The organism is Ruegeria discodermiae (assembly GCF_030758345.1).
GTDB lineage: Bacteria > Pseudomonadota > Alphaproteobacteria > Rhodobacterales > Rhodobacteraceae > Ruegeria_C.
In genome coordinates, this window is the sequence record NZ_JAVAMO010000001.1 from 359,407 (window position 1) to 377,449 (window position 18,043).

The following is an 18,043-nucleotide window of genomic DNA, read 5'->3' on the forward strand; positions in this document are numbered from 1 at the left end:
GAGAGCAGGGATGGTTAACTTTCACGAGGTACGGTTTCCCGCATCGCTGAGCTTTGGCTCGGTGGGCGGGCCCGAACGGCGGACCGATGTCGTCACGCTGGCCAACGGGTTCGAGGAGCGCAACTCGCCCTGGGCCCATTCGCGCAGGCGTTATGATGCCGGGCTGGGCATGCGGTCGCTGGATGATGTCGAGACGCTGATCGCCTTCTTCGAGGCGCGGCGCGGGCAGCTCTGCGGCTTTCGCTGGAAGGATTGGTCGGATTTCAAGTCGTCATCAGCCTCGGCTGAGGTGTCCCATGATGATCAGGTGATCGGTGTCGGGGATGGCGTGCTGCGAACGTTCCGGCTGACCAAGCTCTATCGCTCGGGCGAGTTCAGTTACGAACGGCCCATCAAGAAGCCGGTGCGTGGCAGCGTTCGGGTTGGCATCGAGCAGGACGAGCAGCGCGAAGGGGTGGATTATGAGATCGACGAAACCTCGGGGCTAGTGAGTTTTGTGGTGGCCCCCGCGGCAGAAACGCAGATCACCGCCGGGTTCGAGTTCGATGTGCCGGTGCGTTTTGATACCGACCGCATCCAGACCAGCGTGGCCAGCTTTCAGGCAGGCGATGTGCCGAATGTGCCAGTGGTGGAGGTCCGGGTGTGATGGCGGGTCTGACGCAAGGGTTTCAAGACCATCTTGACAGCGGGCTGACCACGCTGTGCCGCTGCTGGGCGATCCGGCGCAAGGACGGCGCGCGGCAGGGGTTCACCGACCATGATTGCGATCTGGAGTTCGACGGGCTGCTGTTCCGCGCCGATACCGGGTTGACGGCGGCGGCCCTGCAGCAGGGCACCGGGCTGTCGGTCGACAATTCCGAGGCGGTTGGCGCATTGAGCGACGCTTCGATCCGGGCCGAGGATATTGAGGCGGGCCGCTATGACGGCGCCGAAGTTACGGCCTGGTTGGTGAATTGGACGGACCCGCAGATGCGGCTGATGCAGTTTCGCGGCACGCTGGGTGAGTTGCGCCAATCGGGCGGCGCCTTTCAGGCCGAACTGCGCGGGCTGACCGACCAGCTGAACCGGCCGATTGGGCGGGTTTATCAAAAGCCGTGTACAGCGGTTTTGGGTGATCGCGCTTGTACCTTCGATCTGGATAGGCCGGGATATGCGACCGAGCTGGAGGTGGTGGAGATCGACGAGGATGTCAGCCTGCGCTGGCCCGCGCTGCCCGGCTTTGCGCCGAGCTGGTTCGAGAGAGGCAGGCTGGATGTGCTGGACGGGGCGGCAAAGGGGCTCTGGGGTGCGATCAAGACCGATCGACTTCTTGATGGGCGCCGCAAGATCGAGCTGTGGGAGCCGTTGCGTGCGGTGGTCTCGCCTGGGGACCGGGTGCGGTTGACGGCGGGGTGTGACAAGCGGATGGAGACATGCCGGCTGAAATTCAACAACCTGCTCAACTTTCAGGGATTTCCGGACCTGCCGGGCGAGGATTGGCTGATGGCAGTGCCGAAACGGTCAGGCGTGAACCAAGGCGGGAGCCGCAGATGATCGCGCGTGGCTCGGAGATCGTGGAGGTGGCGCGGGGCTGGCTGGGCACGCCTTACCGCCATCAGGCTGCCGCCCGTGGGGCAGGGTGCGATTGCCTCGGGCTGATCCGGGGCGTCTGGCGCGAGTGCTATGGTGCCGAGCCCGAGGCCGCCCCGGCCTATAGCATGGACTGGTCCGAACCCCAGGGCGAGGAACGGATGTGGGCGGCGGCGCGCCGTCATCTGATCCCGTGCGATGCGGGGCCATGGCGGCCCGGTGACATGTTGCTGTTCCGAATGCGGTCGGGGTCGGTGGCCAAACATGTAGGCATCCTGTCCGAGGTGGGGGAGGTGCCCCGCTTCATCCATTCCTATTCGGGGCATGGGGTGGTGGAGAGCGCGTTGAGCGCGCCCTGGCGGCGCAAGGTGGTTGCCCGGTTTGAATTTCCTGTGGAGGTGAAGTGATGGCGACGATCGTCCTTTCTGCGGCCGGAGCGGCCATTGGCGGGTCCATCGGGGGCACCTTTACGGGTCTGTCCTCGGTGGCGATTGGGCGCGCGGTTGGCGCAACGGTGGGCAGGCTCATCGACAACCGTTTGCTGGGGCAGGGTGCCGAGCCGGTCGAAACCGGCAAGGTGGACCGGTTCCGCCTGACCCATTCGGGTGAGGGCGCGGCGGTTTCTCGGCTGCATGGCAGGATGCGGATTGCCGGGCAGATGATCTGGGCGTCGCAGTTCCGCGAACACGTCAGCCGCAGCGGTGGCGGAGGGGGCGGCAAGGGTGCGCCCAAGCCGCCGGAGCCGGAAGTGACCCAATACAGTTACACGGTGTCTGTGGCACTGGCGCTTTGCGAAGGAGAGATCGCGTCGGTGGGGCGTGTCTGGGCCGATGGTGAAGAGATCGAACATGACCGGCTGAACATGCGAGTCTATACCGGCAGTGCCGATCAATTGCCCGATCCGACCATGGAGGCAATTGAGGGCACCGGCGCGGTCCCCGCCTATCGCGGCACCGCCTATGTGGTGATGGAGGATCTGCCGCTGGGTCAGTTCGGCAACCGGGTGCCGCAATTCTCGTTCGAGGTGGTCAGACCGGCGCAGGAAGAGGCCGAGGATTCCCGAGACGATCTGGGGCGGATCGTGCGCGCCGTGGCGATCGTGCCAGGGACCGGGGAATACTCGCTGGCGACCAGGCAGGTCAATTACAGCAAGGGCTGGGGGCAGCATTGGGCGGCAAATGTTCACTCGCCGACCGGCGGGACCGATTTCGTGCAATCCATGAAAGCCCTGCGCGAAGAGGTTCCGGGATGTGATGCCGCCTCGCTGGTAGTGTCCTGGTTCGGGGGCGATTTGCGTTGCGGAGAATGCCGGATCGAACCCAAGATCGAGCGGCGCGAGATCGATGGCGCCAACATGCCCTGGCGGGTGTCGGGCGCGGGCCGCTCCGGCGTGGCCGAGGTGCCGCGCAAGGATGGCGAGCCGATCTATGGTGGTACCCCGGCAGATGACTCGGTGGTCGAGGCGATCCGGCATCTGCAGGCGCAGGGCAAGCGGGTGATGTTCTATCCCTTCATCCTGATGGATCAGGATGAAAACAACACGCTGCCCGATCCCTGGAGCGGGGCCGAGGCCCAGCCGGTTCTGCCTTGGCGTGGGCGGATCACGCTCAGCGTTGCGCCGGGGTGGATGGGCAGCCCGGACAAGACGGCGGCGGCGGATGACGAGGTGGCGGCGTTTTTCGGCACCGCGCAGAGGTCACATTTCCAGATCAGCTCGGGCCGAGTGTCCTATAGCGGTCCGCAAGAGTGGAGCTTTCGCCGCTTCATCCTGCATTACGCCGCACTCTGCGCGGCGGCGGGAGGTGTATCGGCCTTCTGCATCGGCTCGGAAATGCGGGCGTTGACGCAGATCCGGGGGGCGAATGGCTTTCCGGCGGTTGACGCGCTGCGCCAGTTGGCGGCGGAGGTGCGCGACATTCTCGGGCCGGATACCAAGATCAGTTATGCGGCGGATTGGTCGGAATATTTTGGCTATCAGCCCGGCGATGCGCCCGGCGACCGGTATTTCCATCTGGACCCGCTTTGGGCGGATGAGAATATCGATTTCATCGGCATAGACAATTACATGCCGGTGGCCGATTGGCGCGATGAGGAGGATCATCTGGACGCGCAGGCCGGTATCAACTCGATCTACGATATCGACTATCTGCGCTCGAATATCGAGGGCGGCGAGGGGTTTGACTGGTATTATGCCTCATCCGAGGCGCGCGCGGCGCAGGTTCGCACCCCGATCACCGATGGCGATCATGACGAGCCGTGGGTCTGGCGCTATAAGGACCTGCGCAACTGGTGGTCGCAGCGGCATTACGAGCGGATCGGTGGGGTGCGCCAAGCGCTGCCGACCGATTGGGTGCCGGGGTCAAAGCCGTTCTGGTTCACCGAACTGGGTTGCGCGGCCATCGACAAGGGGTCGAACCAGCCCAACAAGTTTCTGGACCCGAAATCCTCGGAATCCCGGTTGCCGCACCATTCTAACGGGCTGCGCGATGACTTCGTGCAGATGCAGTATCTGAAGGCGGTTCTTGGCTATTGGACGCAGCCTCAGAACAATCCGGTGGCAAGCGAATATGACGGGCGCATGATCGACATGGCCAATGCCTATGTCTGGGCCTGGGACGCGCGGCCTTTTCCCGCCTTTCCGAACAATCGCGAACAATGGAGCGATGGGAGCAATTATGCGCGCGGGCATTGGTTGACTGGGCGGGTGAGCAACCGGTCGCTGGCCTCGGTCGTGGCCGAGATCTGTCGTGCCTCCGATCTGGTGGACAATCTGGATGTCTCGGAACTCTGGGGTGTGGTGCGCGGCTATGTGCTGGATCAGGTCGAAGATGCGCGCGCGGCCCTGCAACCACTGATGCTGCGCTATGGCTTTGATGCGATTGAGCGCGACGGCAGGCTGGTCTTTCGCCTGCGCGATGGCAAGCAGGCCATCGAAATCCTGCCCGACCAGTTTGCCGAGAGTCGCGAGCTGGACGGGGATGTCGAGCTGCGCCGCGAGGCGGATGTGGACATGACCGGGCGCGTGCGGCTGCGCTTCGTACAGTCAGGCGGCGATTTCGATGCGATCTCGGAAGAGGCGATCTTGCCCGATGACGCGACCCATGCGGTGGCGACGAGCGAGATTCCCCTGGCCATGACCCGCGCCGAGGGACGGCAGACGGTCGAACGCTGGCTGGCCGAGGCGCGGGTGTCACGCGACACGGCCCGGTTTGCTCTGCCGCCCTCGAAATTAGCGCTGGGCGCGGGCGATGTGGTGCAATTGCCCTCGTTGGATGGCAAAACGGCGCGGTATCGCGTGGACCGGGTGGAACAGACCGATTTGCAACTGATCGAGGCGGTGCGGATCGAACCGGGCATCTACGAAACCACCCAAATGGTCGAGGATGTGCCTGCGCTACGCGCCTTCGCGCCACCCTTGCCGGTGACGCCGATGTTTCTGGACCTGCCGCTCATGACCGGGGACGAGGTGCCGCATGCGCCTTATCTGGCGGTCGCGGCTGACCCGTGGCCAGGTTCGGTCGCGGTGTATCGATCCTCCAGTGACCAGGATTATGAGCTGGGTGAGATCATCGCGGCGCAATCGGTGATCGGCAGGACAGAGACGCCGCTGTTCCGGGCGGGGCAGGGGTTGTGGGACCGTGGGGCGGATTTGCAGGTTCGTCTGATCTCGGGGGAATTGGAATCACGTGGGATCGATGCGTTGCTCAATGGTGCGAATCTGGCGGCGATCGGAAATGGGTCGAGCGGGACCTGGGAATTGCTGCAATTTTCCGAGGCAGAGCTGATCGCACCGGACACGTACCTGTTGCGCAACCGGCTGCGGGGGCAGTTGGGCAGCGATGCGCTGGTGCCCGAGGTCTGGCCGGAAGGCTCGGTCTTTGTGCTGCTCGATCGCACGGTGACGCAGCTGGGCCTGTCCAGCTCGGCGCGACGGGTTGCGCGGCACTTCAGGATTGGTCCGGCGGCACGTGGTTATGATGACCCTTCTTATCTACACCGGGTCGAAGCCTTTGACGGCAACGGATTGCGGCCCTATGCGCCGGTACACTTGCGGGCCGAGGCAAGCCTAAGCGGGCATCGGATCAGCTGGATTCGCCGGACCCGGATCGACGGGGATAGCTGGGACGCGCCCGAGGTGCCGCTAGGTGAGGAGAGCGAGAGCTATTTGCTGCGGGTGACGCGTGAGGGGGCAATGCTGCGCGAGGTGGTGCTGGGTGGGACGGACTGGACCTATACAGAAGCGATGCAGGCGCAGGATGGCGCTGAGAACGGCGTCCGGATCGAGGTTGCGCAGGTTTCGGCGCGGTTTGGACCGGGGCTTTTTGCGATTATGGACTGGGCGGCCTGAGCTTGTGTTGCCTCTGCTGCATGGTGACATCAGCAACGCCGCATGCGCCTTGCTGAGGGTCGCACCAGACATGCGCCGTCGGATATGCGTGCAAATGGTGGCGGACGCATCCCAGGCGGCGGAGCATGTGCGGCGCACCGGGCGGCTGCATCCGCGCTATGGCAACGGATCGCTGATGGCGGCCGCACGCGCGCGCGGCATCGCCGATGAGCCGGGATTTGACGACCCGGACTATTGCGGCTGTGTGATTGAGGTCCTGCAAGCCGTGATGCGATACCGCGAAACCGAAGGGTTTCACGTCAAAGATAGTCTCGATTACAAGGGGTTGCCAGAAAGTTGAACCTCCACCGCTTTCGGCTTGCTCCAAGATGCGCTACATATAAGAACTGCGCAAACATGGAGGCAGATTGATGGCCGAAACGCGTGCACATATTTCTTCCGTTGATCCGGTTTGGGATCGCATTACCAAAGAAGCTGAAGAGGCGGTTCGCGATGAGCCGTTGATGGGTGGTCTGGTTCATGCCTGTATCCTGCATCACCGGTCGCTGGAAAAGGCTCTGTCTTATCGGATTGCCGCCAAGCTGGCCTCGAACGAGATGTCGATGGTGATCCTGCGAGAGATCGCGGATGACGCCTATGCGAAGGCGCCGGAACTTGTCGAAGCGGCGCGCGCCGATCTGGTTGCGGTTTTTGAGCGCGACCCGGCCTGCCACCGCCTTTTGCAGCCCGTGCTGTATTTCAAGGGCTATCAGGCGATGCAGGGCTATCGCATCGCGCATTGGCTGTGGCATCAGGGCAAGCACGACCTAGCCTATTTCTTCCAGATGCGAATATCTGAGATTTTCGGGATCGACATTCACCCGGCAGCGCGGATCGGCAAGGGGATCATGATCGATCATGCCCATTCCATCGTGATCGGTGAAACCGCTGTGGTGGGTGACAACGTCTCGATGCTGCATTCGGTGACGCTGGGCGGGACCGGCAAGGAAGAAGAGGACCGCCATCCCAAGATCGCCGATGGGGTTCTGATCGGGGCCGGTGCAAAAGTGCTGGGCAATATCACTGTTGGCCGGTGCAGCCGGATTGCCGCCGGTTCGGTGGTTCTGTCCGAAGTGCCGCCCTGCAAGACGGTTGCGGGCATTCCGGCCAAGATCGTGGGCGAGGCGGGCTGCGACCAGCCTGCGGTCAGCATGAACCAGATGTTTCGGTCCGGGTTGTGACGGCTAAGCGTCACTGACCTGATCCCAAAAAATGAAAACGCCGCCGGAATTCGGCGGCGTTTTTTTGTATCTTGGCGATGCTTCAGGCCAGCATCATCATCGGGTTTTCCAGATTATCGACAATGGCTTGTAGCAATCGCGCGCCAAGTGCACCGTCGATGACCCGGTGATCGACCGACATGGTCACCGACATCACAGTCGCGACCGTCAACTCGCCATCATCTCCGACCACAGGCTTCTTGACGCCGGTGCCCACCGCCAGAATACCGGCATGGGGCGGGTTCACGATGGCGTCGAAATTGTCGATGCCGAACATGCCCAGGTTCGAGATCGCAAAGCTGCCGCCCTGATATTCATGCGGCGCAAGCTTGCGGTCGCGGGCACGGGCGGCGAGGTCTTTCATCTCTGCCGACAGCGCCGAGAGCGATTTCATGTCGGCATCTTTCAGCACCGGCGTGAACAGGCCACCTTCGATCGCGACCGCAACGGCGACGTCGGAGGGTTTGAGCTGGAATACACGGTCCCCGGCCCAGACGGCGTTGCATTCGGGGACCTGTTGCAGCGCATTGGCCATCGCCTTGATGATGAAATCGTTGACGCTGAGCTTGGTGCCGCGCGATTCCAGCTGTTTGTTGAGCTGGCTGCGGAATTTGAGCAACGCGTCGAGCTTGATGTCGCGGCGCAGATAGAAATGCGGGATCGACTGTTTTGCTTCGGTGAGACGTGCGGCGATGGTCTTGCGCATGCCATCAAGCGCAACCTCTTCGTATTCGCGGCCTTCATACATGCGCGCGACCATATCAGTCGAGGGGCCAGTCGCTGCGGCTGCGGCAGGGGCTGCGGCGGCAGGTGCGGCAGCGGCGGGCGCGGGTTTGGCGGCGGTTGGGCTGGCGCCTTCCACATCCGCCTTCACGATCCGCCCATGCGGGCCGGAGCCTGCGATCTGGCTGAGGTCCAGCCCCTTCTGGGCGGCAATGCGGCGGGCCAGCGGCGAGGCGAAGATGCGGGTGCCGTCAGCGAATTTGGCTGCGGCGGGGGCAGGGGCGGGTGCATCGGAGCCCCCTGCGGGGGCCGCCTCTTTACCCGCGTCGGCAGCGGGGGCTGCCTCCGGCGCCTTGGCGGGGCTGGCGGCGATATCATCGGCGCTTTCGCCCTCTTCCAGCAGCACGGCGATGGGGGTGTTGACCTGCACGCCTTCGCTGCCTTCGGCGACGAGGATCTTGCCGACGATGCCTTCATCGACCGCCTCGAATTCCATCGTGGCCTTGTCTGTTTCAATCTCGGCCAGCAGGTCGCCGGACGACACGGTGTCGCCCTCCTTGACCAGCCATTTTGCCAGCGTGCCTTCCTCCATTGTTGGAGACAAGGCGGGCATCAGGATTTCGGTGGGCATCTCAGCGGTCCTCAATCAAAGTAATTTGGTCGAAAGGCGCCCTGGGGCGCCCGGTGCCGCGGGCGAGGGTCTCGATCGCGGCTGTGATCTTCGTTTTGTTCTCGGCCATCCAGACATAAGCGGTCTGGTGGCTGGGGCGGGACCCGATCAGGCGCAGATCCGCGGCCAGCCGTTCGGGAACCAGGCCGGTCACCTCACGGCCATCGACCGTGAGGCTCACCCGGTAGCATTCCGTCGCTGGATCGCGGCCCCTGATCTCCATCCCAGTCCCTTAGCGGTAGGTCACTTCTTTGACGGCGGCGATCACCTCATCCGTGGTCACCAGCGCCAGTTTCTCAAGGTTGGCAGCATAGGGCATCGGCACGTCCTTGCCGGTGCAGTTCACAACCGGCGCGTCAAGATAATCGAAGGCCTGTTGCATCACCACCGAGGAGATGTAGGAGCCGACCGAGCCCTGCGGCCAGCCTTCTTCGACCGTCACCAGGCGGTTGGTTTTCATCACCGAGTTGATAATTGCACCGGTATCCATCGGGCGCAGCGTGCGCAGGTCGATCACTTCGGCATTGATGCCGTCGTCGGCCAGCTTGTCGGCGGCTTCCAGCGCGAATTGCATCGAGATGCCGAAGCTGACGATGGTGACATCGCTGCCCTCGCGGCAGATTTTGGCCTTGCCGAAGGGGATGGTGAAATCATCCAATACCGGCACATCGAAGCTGCGGCCATAGAGGATTTCGTTTTCCAGGAAGATCACCGGGTTGGGATCACGGATGGCGGTTTTTAGCAGGCCCTTTGCGTCGGCGGCTGAATAAGGCATCGCCACTTTCAGGCCGGGCACCTGCATGAACCAGGCCGCATAGTCCTGGCTGTGCTGGGCGGCGACGCGGGCGGCGGCGCCGTTGGGGCCACGGAAGACCATATGCGCGCCCATCTGACCGCCGGACATGTAGAGCGTCTTGGCCGCCGAGTTGACGATGTGATCCATGGCCTGCATCGAGAAGTTGAAGGTCATGAATTCGACAATCGGCTTCAGCCCACCAAAGGCCGCGCCGACACCGATGCCGGTGAAGCCGTGCTCGGTGATCGGCGTGTCGATGACGCGTTTGTCGCCGAACTCGTCCAGTAGGCCCTGGCTGACCTTGTAGGCGCCCTGATATTCCGCGACTTCTTCGCCCATCAGGAAAACGTCCGGATCGGCGCGCATTTCTTCGGCCATGGCGTCGCGCAGGGCCTCGCGCACGGTTTGCGGTTTCAGTTCGGTGCCTTCGGGCCAGTCCGGGGTCAGATCGACCTGCGGGGCGGCGGGGGCCGCAGCGGCAGGGGCGGGCGCTTCGGAGCTCCCTGCGGGAGCCGCCTCATTACCCGCGTCAGCCGCTGGTGCGGCTTCCGGCAGGGCGGAGGCGTCTTCGCCTTCTTCAACGAGGATCGCGATGGGGGTGTTGACCTTGACCGCTTCGGTCCCTTCCGCGACGAGGATCTTGCCGACGATGCCTTCATCGACGGCCTCGAATTCCATCGTGGCTTTGTCGGTTTCGATCTCGGCCATGATGTCGCCGGACGACACTGTGTCGCCCTCCTTGACCAGCCATTTTGCGAGCGTGCCTTCTTCCATCGTGGGCGAGAGGGCGGGCATGAGAATTTCGGTTGCCATGTCTGGTTTGTCCCCTCAGGCGTAGATGTCGGTCCAGAGCTCGTCGAGCGCGGGCTCGGGGCTCTCTTTCGAGAAGTCGGCGGCTTTGTTGACGATCTGCTTGATCTCTTTGTCGATCGCCTTCAGGTCGTCCTCGCTGGCGTGTTTGCCGCTGAGCAGCAGCTCGCGCACATGTTCGATCGGGTCGCGTTCCTCGCGTACTTTCTGCACCTCTTCGCGGGTGCGGTACTTGGCCGGGTCGGACATTGAGTGACCGCGATAGCGATAGGTCTTGACCTCGAGGATATAGGGGCCCTTGCCCGCGCGGCAGTGCGCTACGGCCTTTTCGCCCGCCGCCTTGACCGCCAGCACATCCATGCCATCGACAATCTCACCGGGAATGCCAAACGCCTCGCCGCGGTGGAAGATATCCTTGGTCGAAGTCGAACGCTGTTGCGAGGTGCCCATGGCGTATTGGTTGTTCTCGATCACAAACACCACCGGCAGATGCCAAAGCGCGGCCATGTTGAAGGTTTCATAGACCTGGCCCTGGTTGGCGGCCCCATCTCCGAAATAGGTGAAGGTGACGCGGCCGTTTTCCTTGTACTTGTCGGCAAAGGCCAGACCCGCGCCTATCGGAACCTGCGCGCCGACGATGCCATGGCCGCCATAGAAATGCTTCTCTTTCGAGAACATGTGCATGGAGCCGCCCTTGCCTTTGGAATAGCCGCCCTCACGTCCGGTCAGTTCGGCCATCACCCCGTCGGGGTTCATGCCACAGGCCAACATATGGCCGTGATCGCGGTAGGAGGTGACGCGCTTGTCGCCTTCTTCGGTGGCCGCTTCAAGCCCGACCACGACGGCCTCTTGCCCGATATACAAATGGCAGAACCCGCCGATCAGACCCATGCCGTAGAGCTGGCCCGCCTTTTCCTCGAATCGCCGTATCAACAGCATCTCACGATAGTATTCTTTCAGCTCTTCAGCGGAAACGTTTGGTTTCCTTGTGCTTTTACGCGCTGCCATGGCCGGCGGATCCCCTTATGCTGAGATAGTTTAGCGTTAAACTATCTCTTAAAGCATTTCCGATGCCATTGCGAGACATAATATTACGTAGGGGAAAACGCGGCTGAAAACGGCTGAAAATAAGGGCGATCAGCGAATGACGATCTCATCAGAGCGCAGCAGACCCAAGACCGAACGCGCTTGCTGATCGAGCAGGTCGAGGTCAAGGTAATCGTCGGACAGGCGCTTTGTGAGGTTTTCCATCCGCTCGATCTCGGCATCAAGCGTGGCCAGGTTCTGTTGCAGGTCACTGCGTTCGGCGCTGATTTCGACCCGGCGAAACAGCCCGAAATCCCCCTGCACGGCGGCGAAGGTGAAATAGGTGCCGATGGCAAAGGCGAAGGCAAAGAACAGCAATGCGCCAAGGCTGGGTCGATTGGATCGGGTCACGTTGAAACCGTTTATGAAAACTGCCTGTCTTGCGCCCTTTGCGGACGTCTCAGCGCAGTATGGCACAGGTGATTCGCGTTGTGAATCCAAGAAATGTGACGCGCGCGCAGTTTTTGTTGCGGGTGTTGCCCACCAAGACCGCGCATGCAGCTGGGATTAGACCTACGGGATATTGGAGCACTCAATACCGTTTCTCAGACGATCTGCTACTCGAACTCGACGATATAGCCTTTTGCCTTCTCCAGACCCGAGGCATCGCCCCATTGCGGCTTGCTGTCGCCGCCCCAGTAATGGAACCGCGCGACGCTTTCGTTTCCATCCCGATTGTCGGGCTGATGTTCATACCAGTTGCTATAGCCCAACGGCGCGCCGTTGACCCAGATCCAGCCCTTCTCGGCGCTTTCTACGTCAGGCTGATGCAACAACCCGATCCACGGGCCGATGAAGTGACCGGGTTTCCATTCCTCCCAGAGCGTGTCCTCCTGCCGGATCAGGTCGGCGATGAAGTCGTTTTGCGCCTGCGAGGTAATCGAGACGAGGCTGCCCCCCATGGCGCGCGCTTCGGCATCGGCTTCGGCCCAGTTGATGCCATCGGCCGCCACGATCGAGTAATCATGCCCGTTAAACGCCTCGGTTCTGAGGATATCGCGCCCGGTGATGGCCTCTTTTGCGGCGGCCTCCAGCGCCTGCCGGTCCAGCGCGTCGCGTGCGGCGCTAAGCCCGTTTGCGCCTCCGCCTTCCCAGACATGATGATAGACCACCACACCAGCCGCCGCGCCAACGCAGAGCAATGTGGTTAGGGCGAGGCCGGTTCCGCGCCCGCGCAACTGGCGTCTTAGAATTGCGATCACAGACAGGCGCGCGCCGTCCTCCAGCCCGATCTGATAGGCGCGAACCGGGCGGGGGATGTTCTTGAGCCGTTGATTGCCCAGCGACTGGACCTGCAAGGTCAGTTTGCCCTCGATCTGGTCGCGCACATCGCTGGAGACACAGATACCGCCCGGAGCGGCCAGCGATTCCAGACGGGCCGCGATATTGACGCCATCCCCCAGCAGGTCGCCCTCGCGTTCGATCACGTCACCGACGCCGATACCGATCCGAAACCGGATGCGCTTGTCGCTGGGCAGGGGATCGTTGCGATGGCGCAGCGCCTCTTGCACCTCGACCGCGCAGCGCACCGCCTCGACCGAACTGGTGAATTCGGCCAGCACGCTGTCGCCTGCGGTATTGGCGATGCGTCCGCCGTGATGGGCGATCAGCCCATCCATGATTTCGCGATACTGCGTCAGAGTGGTGGTGGTGAATTCCTCATCCGCCGCCATAAGCCGGCTATAGCCCGCCACATCGGCCGCAAAGAGCGCGGCGAGTTTGCGCTGAATGCCCGTGTCCTGCTGCAAATGGTCCGTCCCGGTTCTCTCTGTTGCCTTGCGCGGCTCTTCCGCCTTTCTCTCAAAGCCTATACTAACCAGGCGTTTTTGCACCATGTCCTGTTTGAGGATATGCGTTCAGGCCTGCTGCTGATCGACAATTTCACTCAACTCGCGATCAAGCGCGCTCCAGACCCGCCGGATCAGCGGGCTGTTGCGAAGCGCCTCTGGCGTGGTCAGCCAGATCGGGAGTGTCGGCAGGGGCAGGGAGAGCGGTATTTCTTCCAGATTCGGATCGGCGCGCCCGACCGAGGCCTGCCCAAAGCCCAGGCCGCAGCCCGCACGGATGAGTTCCCAGTAAGCTGTCTGGAGATCGCATCTTGTCGTAAAGAACTCCCGATCGACGGCGAAGCCCGCGTCGCGAAAGCCCTGAATGATCTGATCGTTGCGGTCATAGCCGACGAATTCATGAGTCAATATGTCGGCATCCCGGGTCGGTCGCCCCGCCCGATCAAGGTAGTCCTTATGACCGAACAGGCCCACTTCCAACTTGCCCACATACCGGCTTACCACGTCCAGTTGGTCTGGCCGCACCATGCGCACCGCGATATCGGCCTCGCGAAACAGCAGATTTTCGGTTGTGTCCGAGGCCACAAGTTCCAGCGAAATCTCGGGCACCGCGCGCCGGAGGCGGGCAAAGATCGGCGGCAGCACGTGATGGGCCATGAAGATTGACGCAGTAATGCGCACGGACCCGCTTTCCGCCTGCGCCGCGCCCGCTGCGTGCAACTCCAGCAGATGCGCCGCCTCCTGCATCCGGCGCGCCGGAGTGAGCAGGTCAAGCGCGGCTTCGGTCGGCTGCATGCCGCTCGCGGTGCGTGTGAACAGGTCAAGGCCAAGCCTGTCTTCCAGCGTTGAGATATGCCGCCCGACCGTTGGCTGGGTCAGTCCCAGACGACGCGCCGCCGCCGAGAGTGACCCGGTCTCAGCCACGGCAAGCAGCGTTTGAATATGGGCCCAGTCGAGCCGGGAGAGCGGAGCTTGCATACATAAATGCATACCAAATGAACATATTTTGGCAATTCTCAAACGAAGAAGAATATCTCAGATTGCCGTTCATACCTGAAAAGGAGCGTCGATATGGGTGGAACGGTTCTGATACTTGGCGCAAGCGGGCGCTTTGGTAGCGCCGCTGCGGATGCGTTCTGGAAAGCGGGATGGTTTGTGCGGTTCTTTAATCGCGAGGCAGATGATCTGGGCAGCGCGGCCTCGGGTGCCGATGTGATCGTCAATGGCTGGAACCCGCCTTATGACCAATGGGCCGCAACCGTGCCCGAGCTGACGCGACAGGTGATTGCCGCCGCCCGGACCAGCGGGGCGATGGTGATCGTGCCGGGCAATGTCTATGTCTTCGGGGTGGACTCCCCGGCGCGCTTTGATGCGGACACGCCGCATCACGCCACGAATCCGCTGGGCCGCATCAGGATCGAGATGGAAGACGCCTATCGCAAGTCGGGGGTCAAAACCCTTATCCTGCGGGCGGGCGATTTCATCGATACCGCACGCTCGGACAGTTGGCTGGACAAGGTCATTCTGGCCAAGCTCGACCGGGGCAGGTTCACCTATCCCGGCGACGCGGACCAGCCCCATGCCTGGGCGTTCCTGCCGGATATGGCGCGCGCGACAGTGGCACTGGCCGAAAAGCGTGACCAGCTTGCCCGGTTCGAGGATGTGCCCTTTCCCGGTCACACGCTGACGGGGCGGGAACTGGCAGAGGCGGTGGCGTCGGCATTTGGGCGTCCGCTGGGGCTGCACCGGTTCAACTGGCTCCCTGTCCGGATGATGTCGCCATTCTGGAAAATGGGCCGCCACCTGGTCGAGATGCGGTATCTATGGTCAAAGCCGCATGCATTGGACGGCACGCGCCTGAGCGAGCTTCTGCCGGAGTTTGAGGCTACGCCCGTGCAAGAAGCCCTGACCTTGGCGTTGAGTGCTGCGCAGTACAGCCAGACCGATCTGGCGCGCGTCGCGAATGCAAAGGCCAGAGAAAAGAAAACGCCGCAGACATTATCTGCGGCGCGTCCTGAATTCTGAGCCGTCCTGAGGCTTTCAGGCTTCGGCCTTGGCGGCAGCCGGGTTAGCGCCGGGCTTGGCCGCGCGGCCGGGGTTCAGCGGGTCGTCCTGACGCTGCACCGAACCTTCGAAATGCGCGCCGCTTTCGATCGCGATGGTCTTGTGGATGATGTCGCCTTCGACCCTTGCGGTCGAGGTCAGGCGCACCTTGAGGCCCCGGACACGGCCCACGATACGGCCATTGATCACCACGTCATCAGCGGTGACTTCGCCCTTGATGGTGGCCGATTCTCCGATCGTCAGCAGATGTGCGCGGATATCGCCCTCGACCGTGCCTTCGACCTGAATGTCGCCGGTGGTCTTGAGGTTGCCGGTCACATGCAGATCCGAGGACAGCACCGATGCGGGCGCTTTTGGCTTGGGCGCGGTGGGCTTGTAATCACTCTGGGCAGGCGCTGCGGGGGCCGCTGCGGGTGCAGCGGATGCGGGTTTGTCCGCTTCGGGCGCCTTGGTTCCGGGCTCGTTGATTTTGCTCTTAGAAAACATCTCTTGCAGCCTTGATGTAGGTCATAGGGTTCACGGGTTTACCATTGACGCGCACCTCATAGTGCAGATGCGTGCCTGTGGACCGTCCGGTGCTACCCATATCAGCTATGTGATCGCCGCGCGAGACCCTTTGACCGACCTTTACGCGGATCTTGGTGTTATGAGCGTAAAGTGTCTCAATGCCGAATTCATGTTTGATTTTAACCAGCCTGCCAAAGCCCGATTGCCAGCCCGCATGGGTGACCACACCATCGGCTGTGGCAAAGATATCGGTGCCATGCGCGCCCGCGAAATCGGCCCCGTTATGCATCCGGCGACCGCCCGTTTTGGGGTCGCGCCGGGTGCCGAACCCGCTGGTAAAACGCACGGCGGCGTGAACCGGGCTGGCAAAGGGCGCTTTCTGGGCGGCGATGCGATAGAGGTTCAGCTGATCCATCTGCTGCAGCAGCTTGTTGGCGCGAATCTCGTCGGGTGAGGCTTCCTCACCGCGTGTGCTGAAGGATAAAGGGGTCAGCGGACCGCCCACACCGCTATAGCCGCGCCGCACCTGTTCGATGATCCGGTCGGTGGGCATGCCCGCGCTGCGGAACATCTTGTCCAGCGGTTCGACCGAGATGGCCATGGCTTCTTCGAGCTGACGGAAGATCTGTTCATTCTGCTCACGCATCAGCGAGATTTCCAGCTCCAGTTCGTCGCGGGCCTCAAGCGCTGATTGCGCATCAGAGATGATCTGGTCGCGCTCGGCTGCAGTCCGGCTGAGCGCGTCAGCGATCAGGTCCATCTGCGCGGGGGCGGCGGAGGCCAGTTTCTGCGCGTCGTCGCTCTCGGCCTCAAGCTGCATTTGTGCCAGCGTGGCGCGTGCCGTCTCGCGTTCTTTCATTGCCGTGCGCAGCGTCGTCTGGACCACCTCGATCCCGGTTTCCAACTCGCTGCGGCGGATTTCCGAGTTCAGTAGTTCGGACTGCATGGCCGAGACCTGCGCCAGTGCGGCGTTGAACCGCTCCTGCGCGGCCAGCGCCTCTTCGGCGCGGGCGTCGCGTTCCTGCGACAGGGCGTTGAGCCGATCCTGATAGGTGGCCTGATCCCGGCGCGCCTGCTCGCGGAAATTGCCCGAGCCGATGCTGTCCATCAACAGGATCGCGGTCGCCACAATGGTCCAAGCCACAAGCGCCGAGGCACCGGCAAAAGCCATAAGCTGGGTTTCAGGTCGGAGGCGGATAAAGCGGGTGTCGCTGTCGGATTTGAGGAAAACACGGCGTTCCGGGAAGCGTCGTTCCAGAAACGCATGAATTTTGATCGCCAGCCTTGTACGCACGCGTAGGTCCCTGTCTGCCCCCAATAGGCGGCCCATCGGTTTGGTCCTGCGGGCCTTGGTGCGACTGAATAGCCACATGTTAACAATTGAGCAAGCGTGACACCTTACTGCTGGTCTCAAGGTGGTACTTTCCGCCGCTCTTGCGCGGAAAATTGCCGAAAATTGAGGCAAATCCGCCTGTCTCAGCGCAGATAGGCCGGAAACTCCTCGGCAAGTGGCCAGTAGAAGTCGGGCGGCAATCCGGCTTCGGCGCGTTTTTCCTCATTGAAAGGCGGCTTCAGGCCGCCTTTGAAATAGTGTTTGACCAGGGCGTGAAAGACCTCTTTCGGGTCGCTGTTTTCCCTCCCGCAGCAGAAATTGAACCATTTCGCCCCATAGGCCACATGGCTGACCTCTTCGGCATATATGGTGTTCAGGCTTTCCACCGCCGCGGTTTCACCGGCTTTTTCGAAGATGGCGATCATGCCGGGTGTGACGTCCAGACCGCGCGCTTCCAGCACCATGGGCACGATGGCTAGCCGTCCATGCAGGTCGTCAGCGGTATCCGTCGCGGCCCGCCACATGCCGTGATGTGCGGGCAGATCACCATAGAAACTTCCCATGTTTTCAAGACAGTCACACATCAGGTTAAAGTGCTTTGCCTCGTCATCAGCGGCCTTGACCCAGTCGTCATAAAACCCGGTTGGCATCGGGGTGTCGGAAAAACGCGCGATGATATCCCAGTGCAGATCGACCGCGTTAAGCTCGATATGCGCGACCGCGTGCAGCAGCGCGATCCGACCGGCGGGCGATCCCGGTTTGCGTTTCGGCACATCGCGCGGGCTCAGCAATTCCGGCCGTTCGGGTCGCGCGGGGTGATCCGGCGGGGTCGCGTTGCCAAGCGGAATGATCTCACCCGCATCGCGCGCCGCCTTCCAGGTCGCGGCATGTGCGCGTGATTTCGCCGCCTTGGCGCGGCCATCGGCGGTGCTCAGCACATCAACCGCCATCGCGCTCAAGGTGTCAGGGGCTGGGGTGCTGGGGGCATCGGTCACGGCGTAGGGCGCTCCGGGGTCGTTTTGAAACAGATCTGTGCCCGGCTATCAAATGCGCGCGGGTGATACCAGCAGATCCGCAGATCGATATCGGCT

At 62.3% G+C, this 18,043-nt stretch carries 17 protein-coding genes; 7 read left to right on the forward strand and 10 right to left on the reverse strand.

Annotated features, from left to right (window positions below; translation table 11 throughout):
- Positions 1-10 precede the first annotated feature (10 nt).
- From Q5Y75_RS01815 to cysE, 6 genes are all read left to right on the forward strand, one after another.
- Complete coding sequence (locus tag Q5Y75_RS01815) at positions 11-646, forward strand: DUF2460 domain-containing protein (protein WP_306193770.1); 636 nt, start codon at positions 11-13, stop codon at positions 644-646.
- Positions 646-1,533, forward strand: coding sequence for a phage/gene transfer agent baseplate hub protein (locus Q5Y75_RS01820; RefSeq protein ID WP_306193771.1), 888 nt, complete (start codon positions 646-648; stop codon positions 1,531-1,533). The genes Q5Y75_RS01815 and Q5Y75_RS01820 overlap by 1 nt, the downstream gene beginning before the upstream one ends.
- A complete protein-coding gene (locus Q5Y75_RS01825; RefSeq protein ID WP_306193772.1) occupies positions 1,530-1,976 on the forward strand; it encodes an NlpC/P60 family protein in 447 nt (148 codons plus the stop codon). The genes Q5Y75_RS01820 and Q5Y75_RS01825 overlap by 4 nt, the downstream gene beginning before the upstream one ends.
- A complete protein-coding gene (locus Q5Y75_RS01830) occupies positions 1,976-5,917 on the forward strand; it encodes a baseplate multidomain protein megatron (protein WP_306193773.1) in 3,942 nt (1,313 codons plus the stop codon). The genes Q5Y75_RS01825 and Q5Y75_RS01830 overlap by 1 nt, the downstream gene beginning before the upstream one ends.
- The gene (locus tag Q5Y75_RS28635; RefSeq protein WP_445758197.1) at positions 5,826-6,257 is read left to right on the forward strand and encodes a DUF7742 family protein; all 432 of its coding nucleotides are present in this window, start codon (positions 5,826-5,828) and stop codon (positions 6,255-6,257) included. The genes Q5Y75_RS01830 and Q5Y75_RS28635 overlap by 92 nt, the downstream gene beginning before the upstream one ends.
- Positions 6,258-6,327: 70 nt before the next feature.
- Positions 6,328-7,137, forward strand: a complete 810-nt coding sequence (cysE, locus tag Q5Y75_RS01840) for a serine O-acetyltransferase (protein ID WP_306193777.1) — start codon at positions 6,328-6,330, stop codon at positions 7,135-7,137.
- Between the two features lie 82 nt (positions 7,138-7,219).
- On the opposite strand, the gene Q5Y75_RS01845 is transcribed toward cysE, so the two are convergent.
- The 7 genes from Q5Y75_RS01845 to Q5Y75_RS01875 form a co-directional block, all read right to left on the reverse strand.
- Positions 7,220-8,530 carry a pyruvate dehydrogenase complex dihydrolipoamide acetyltransferase gene (locus Q5Y75_RS01845; RefSeq protein ID WP_306193779.1) on the reverse strand — a complete coding sequence of 437 codons (1,311 nt, stop codon included), beginning with the start codon at positions 8,528-8,530 and terminating at the stop codon, positions 7,220-7,222.
- Position 8,531: 1 nt separating this feature from the next.
- A complete protein-coding gene (locus Q5Y75_RS01850; protein ID WP_306193781.1) occupies positions 8,532-8,792 on the reverse strand; it encodes a hypothetical protein in 261 nt (86 codons plus the stop codon).
- Positions 8,793-8,801: 9 nt separating this feature from the next.
- Positions 8,802-10,178 carry a pyruvate dehydrogenase complex E1 component subunit beta gene (locus Q5Y75_RS01855; protein WP_306193782.1) on the reverse strand — a complete coding sequence of 459 codons (1,377 nt, stop codon included), beginning with the start codon at positions 10,176-10,178 and terminating at the stop codon, positions 8,802-8,804.
- Positions 10,179-10,193: 15 nt separating this feature from the next.
- Entirely contained in the window at positions 10,194-11,183 is a 990-nt protein-coding gene (pdhA, locus tag Q5Y75_RS01860; RefSeq protein WP_306193784.1) for a pyruvate dehydrogenase (acetyl-transferring) E1 component subunit alpha, read from the reverse strand.
- Positions 11,184-11,312: 129 nt separating this feature from the next.
- Positions 11,313-11,612 (reverse strand): FtsB family cell division protein, encoded by a 300-nt coding sequence (locus tag Q5Y75_RS01865; RefSeq protein ID WP_306193785.1) that lies wholly within the window; start codon positions 11,610-11,612, stop codon positions 11,313-11,315.
- 206 nt (positions 11,613-11,818) lie between these two features.
- Positions 11,819-13,009, reverse strand: a complete 1,191-nt coding sequence (locus Q5Y75_RS01870; protein ID WP_306193786.1) for an adenylate/guanylate cyclase domain-containing protein — start codon at positions 13,007-13,009, stop codon at positions 11,819-11,821.
- A 108-nt stretch (positions 13,010-13,117) separates the two neighbouring features.
- Positions 13,118-14,026, reverse strand: a complete 909-nt coding sequence (locus Q5Y75_RS01875; protein ID WP_306193787.1) for a LysR family transcriptional regulator — start codon at positions 14,024-14,026, stop codon at positions 13,118-13,120.
- A gap of 93 nt (positions 14,027-14,119) precedes the next feature.
- Here Q5Y75_RS01875 and Q5Y75_RS01880 point away from each other — a divergent pair, with 93 nt between their 5' ends.
- Positions 14,120-15,073: a Rossmann-fold NAD(P)-binding domain-containing protein gene (locus tag Q5Y75_RS01880; RefSeq protein ID WP_306193788.1), complete on the forward strand. Its 954-nt coding sequence runs from the start codon at positions 14,120-14,122 to the stop codon at positions 15,071-15,073.
- Between the two features lie 15 nt (positions 15,074-15,088).
- Here Q5Y75_RS01880 and Q5Y75_RS01885 read toward each other — a convergent pair whose 3' ends face one another.
- The 3 genes from Q5Y75_RS01885 to Q5Y75_RS01895 form a co-directional block, all read right to left on the reverse strand.
- Complete coding sequence (locus Q5Y75_RS01885) at positions 15,089-15,598, reverse strand: bactofilin family protein (protein WP_306193790.1); 510 nt, start codon at positions 15,596-15,598, stop codon at positions 15,089-15,091.
- Positions 15,588-16,913 carry a M23 family metallopeptidase gene (locus tag Q5Y75_RS01890; RefSeq protein WP_306195659.1) on the reverse strand — a complete coding sequence of 442 codons (1,326 nt, stop codon included), beginning with the start codon at positions 16,911-16,913 and terminating at the stop codon, positions 15,588-15,590. Before Q5Y75_RS01890 ends, Q5Y75_RS01885 begins: the two co-directional genes overlap by 11 nt.
- A 182-nt stretch (positions 16,914-17,095) precedes the next feature.
- Positions 17,096-17,902, reverse strand: a complete 807-nt coding sequence (locus Q5Y75_RS01895; protein WP_306195661.1) for a ferritin-like domain-containing protein — start codon at positions 17,900-17,902, stop codon at positions 17,096-17,098.
- Positions 17,903-18,043: the final 141 nt, after the last annotated feature.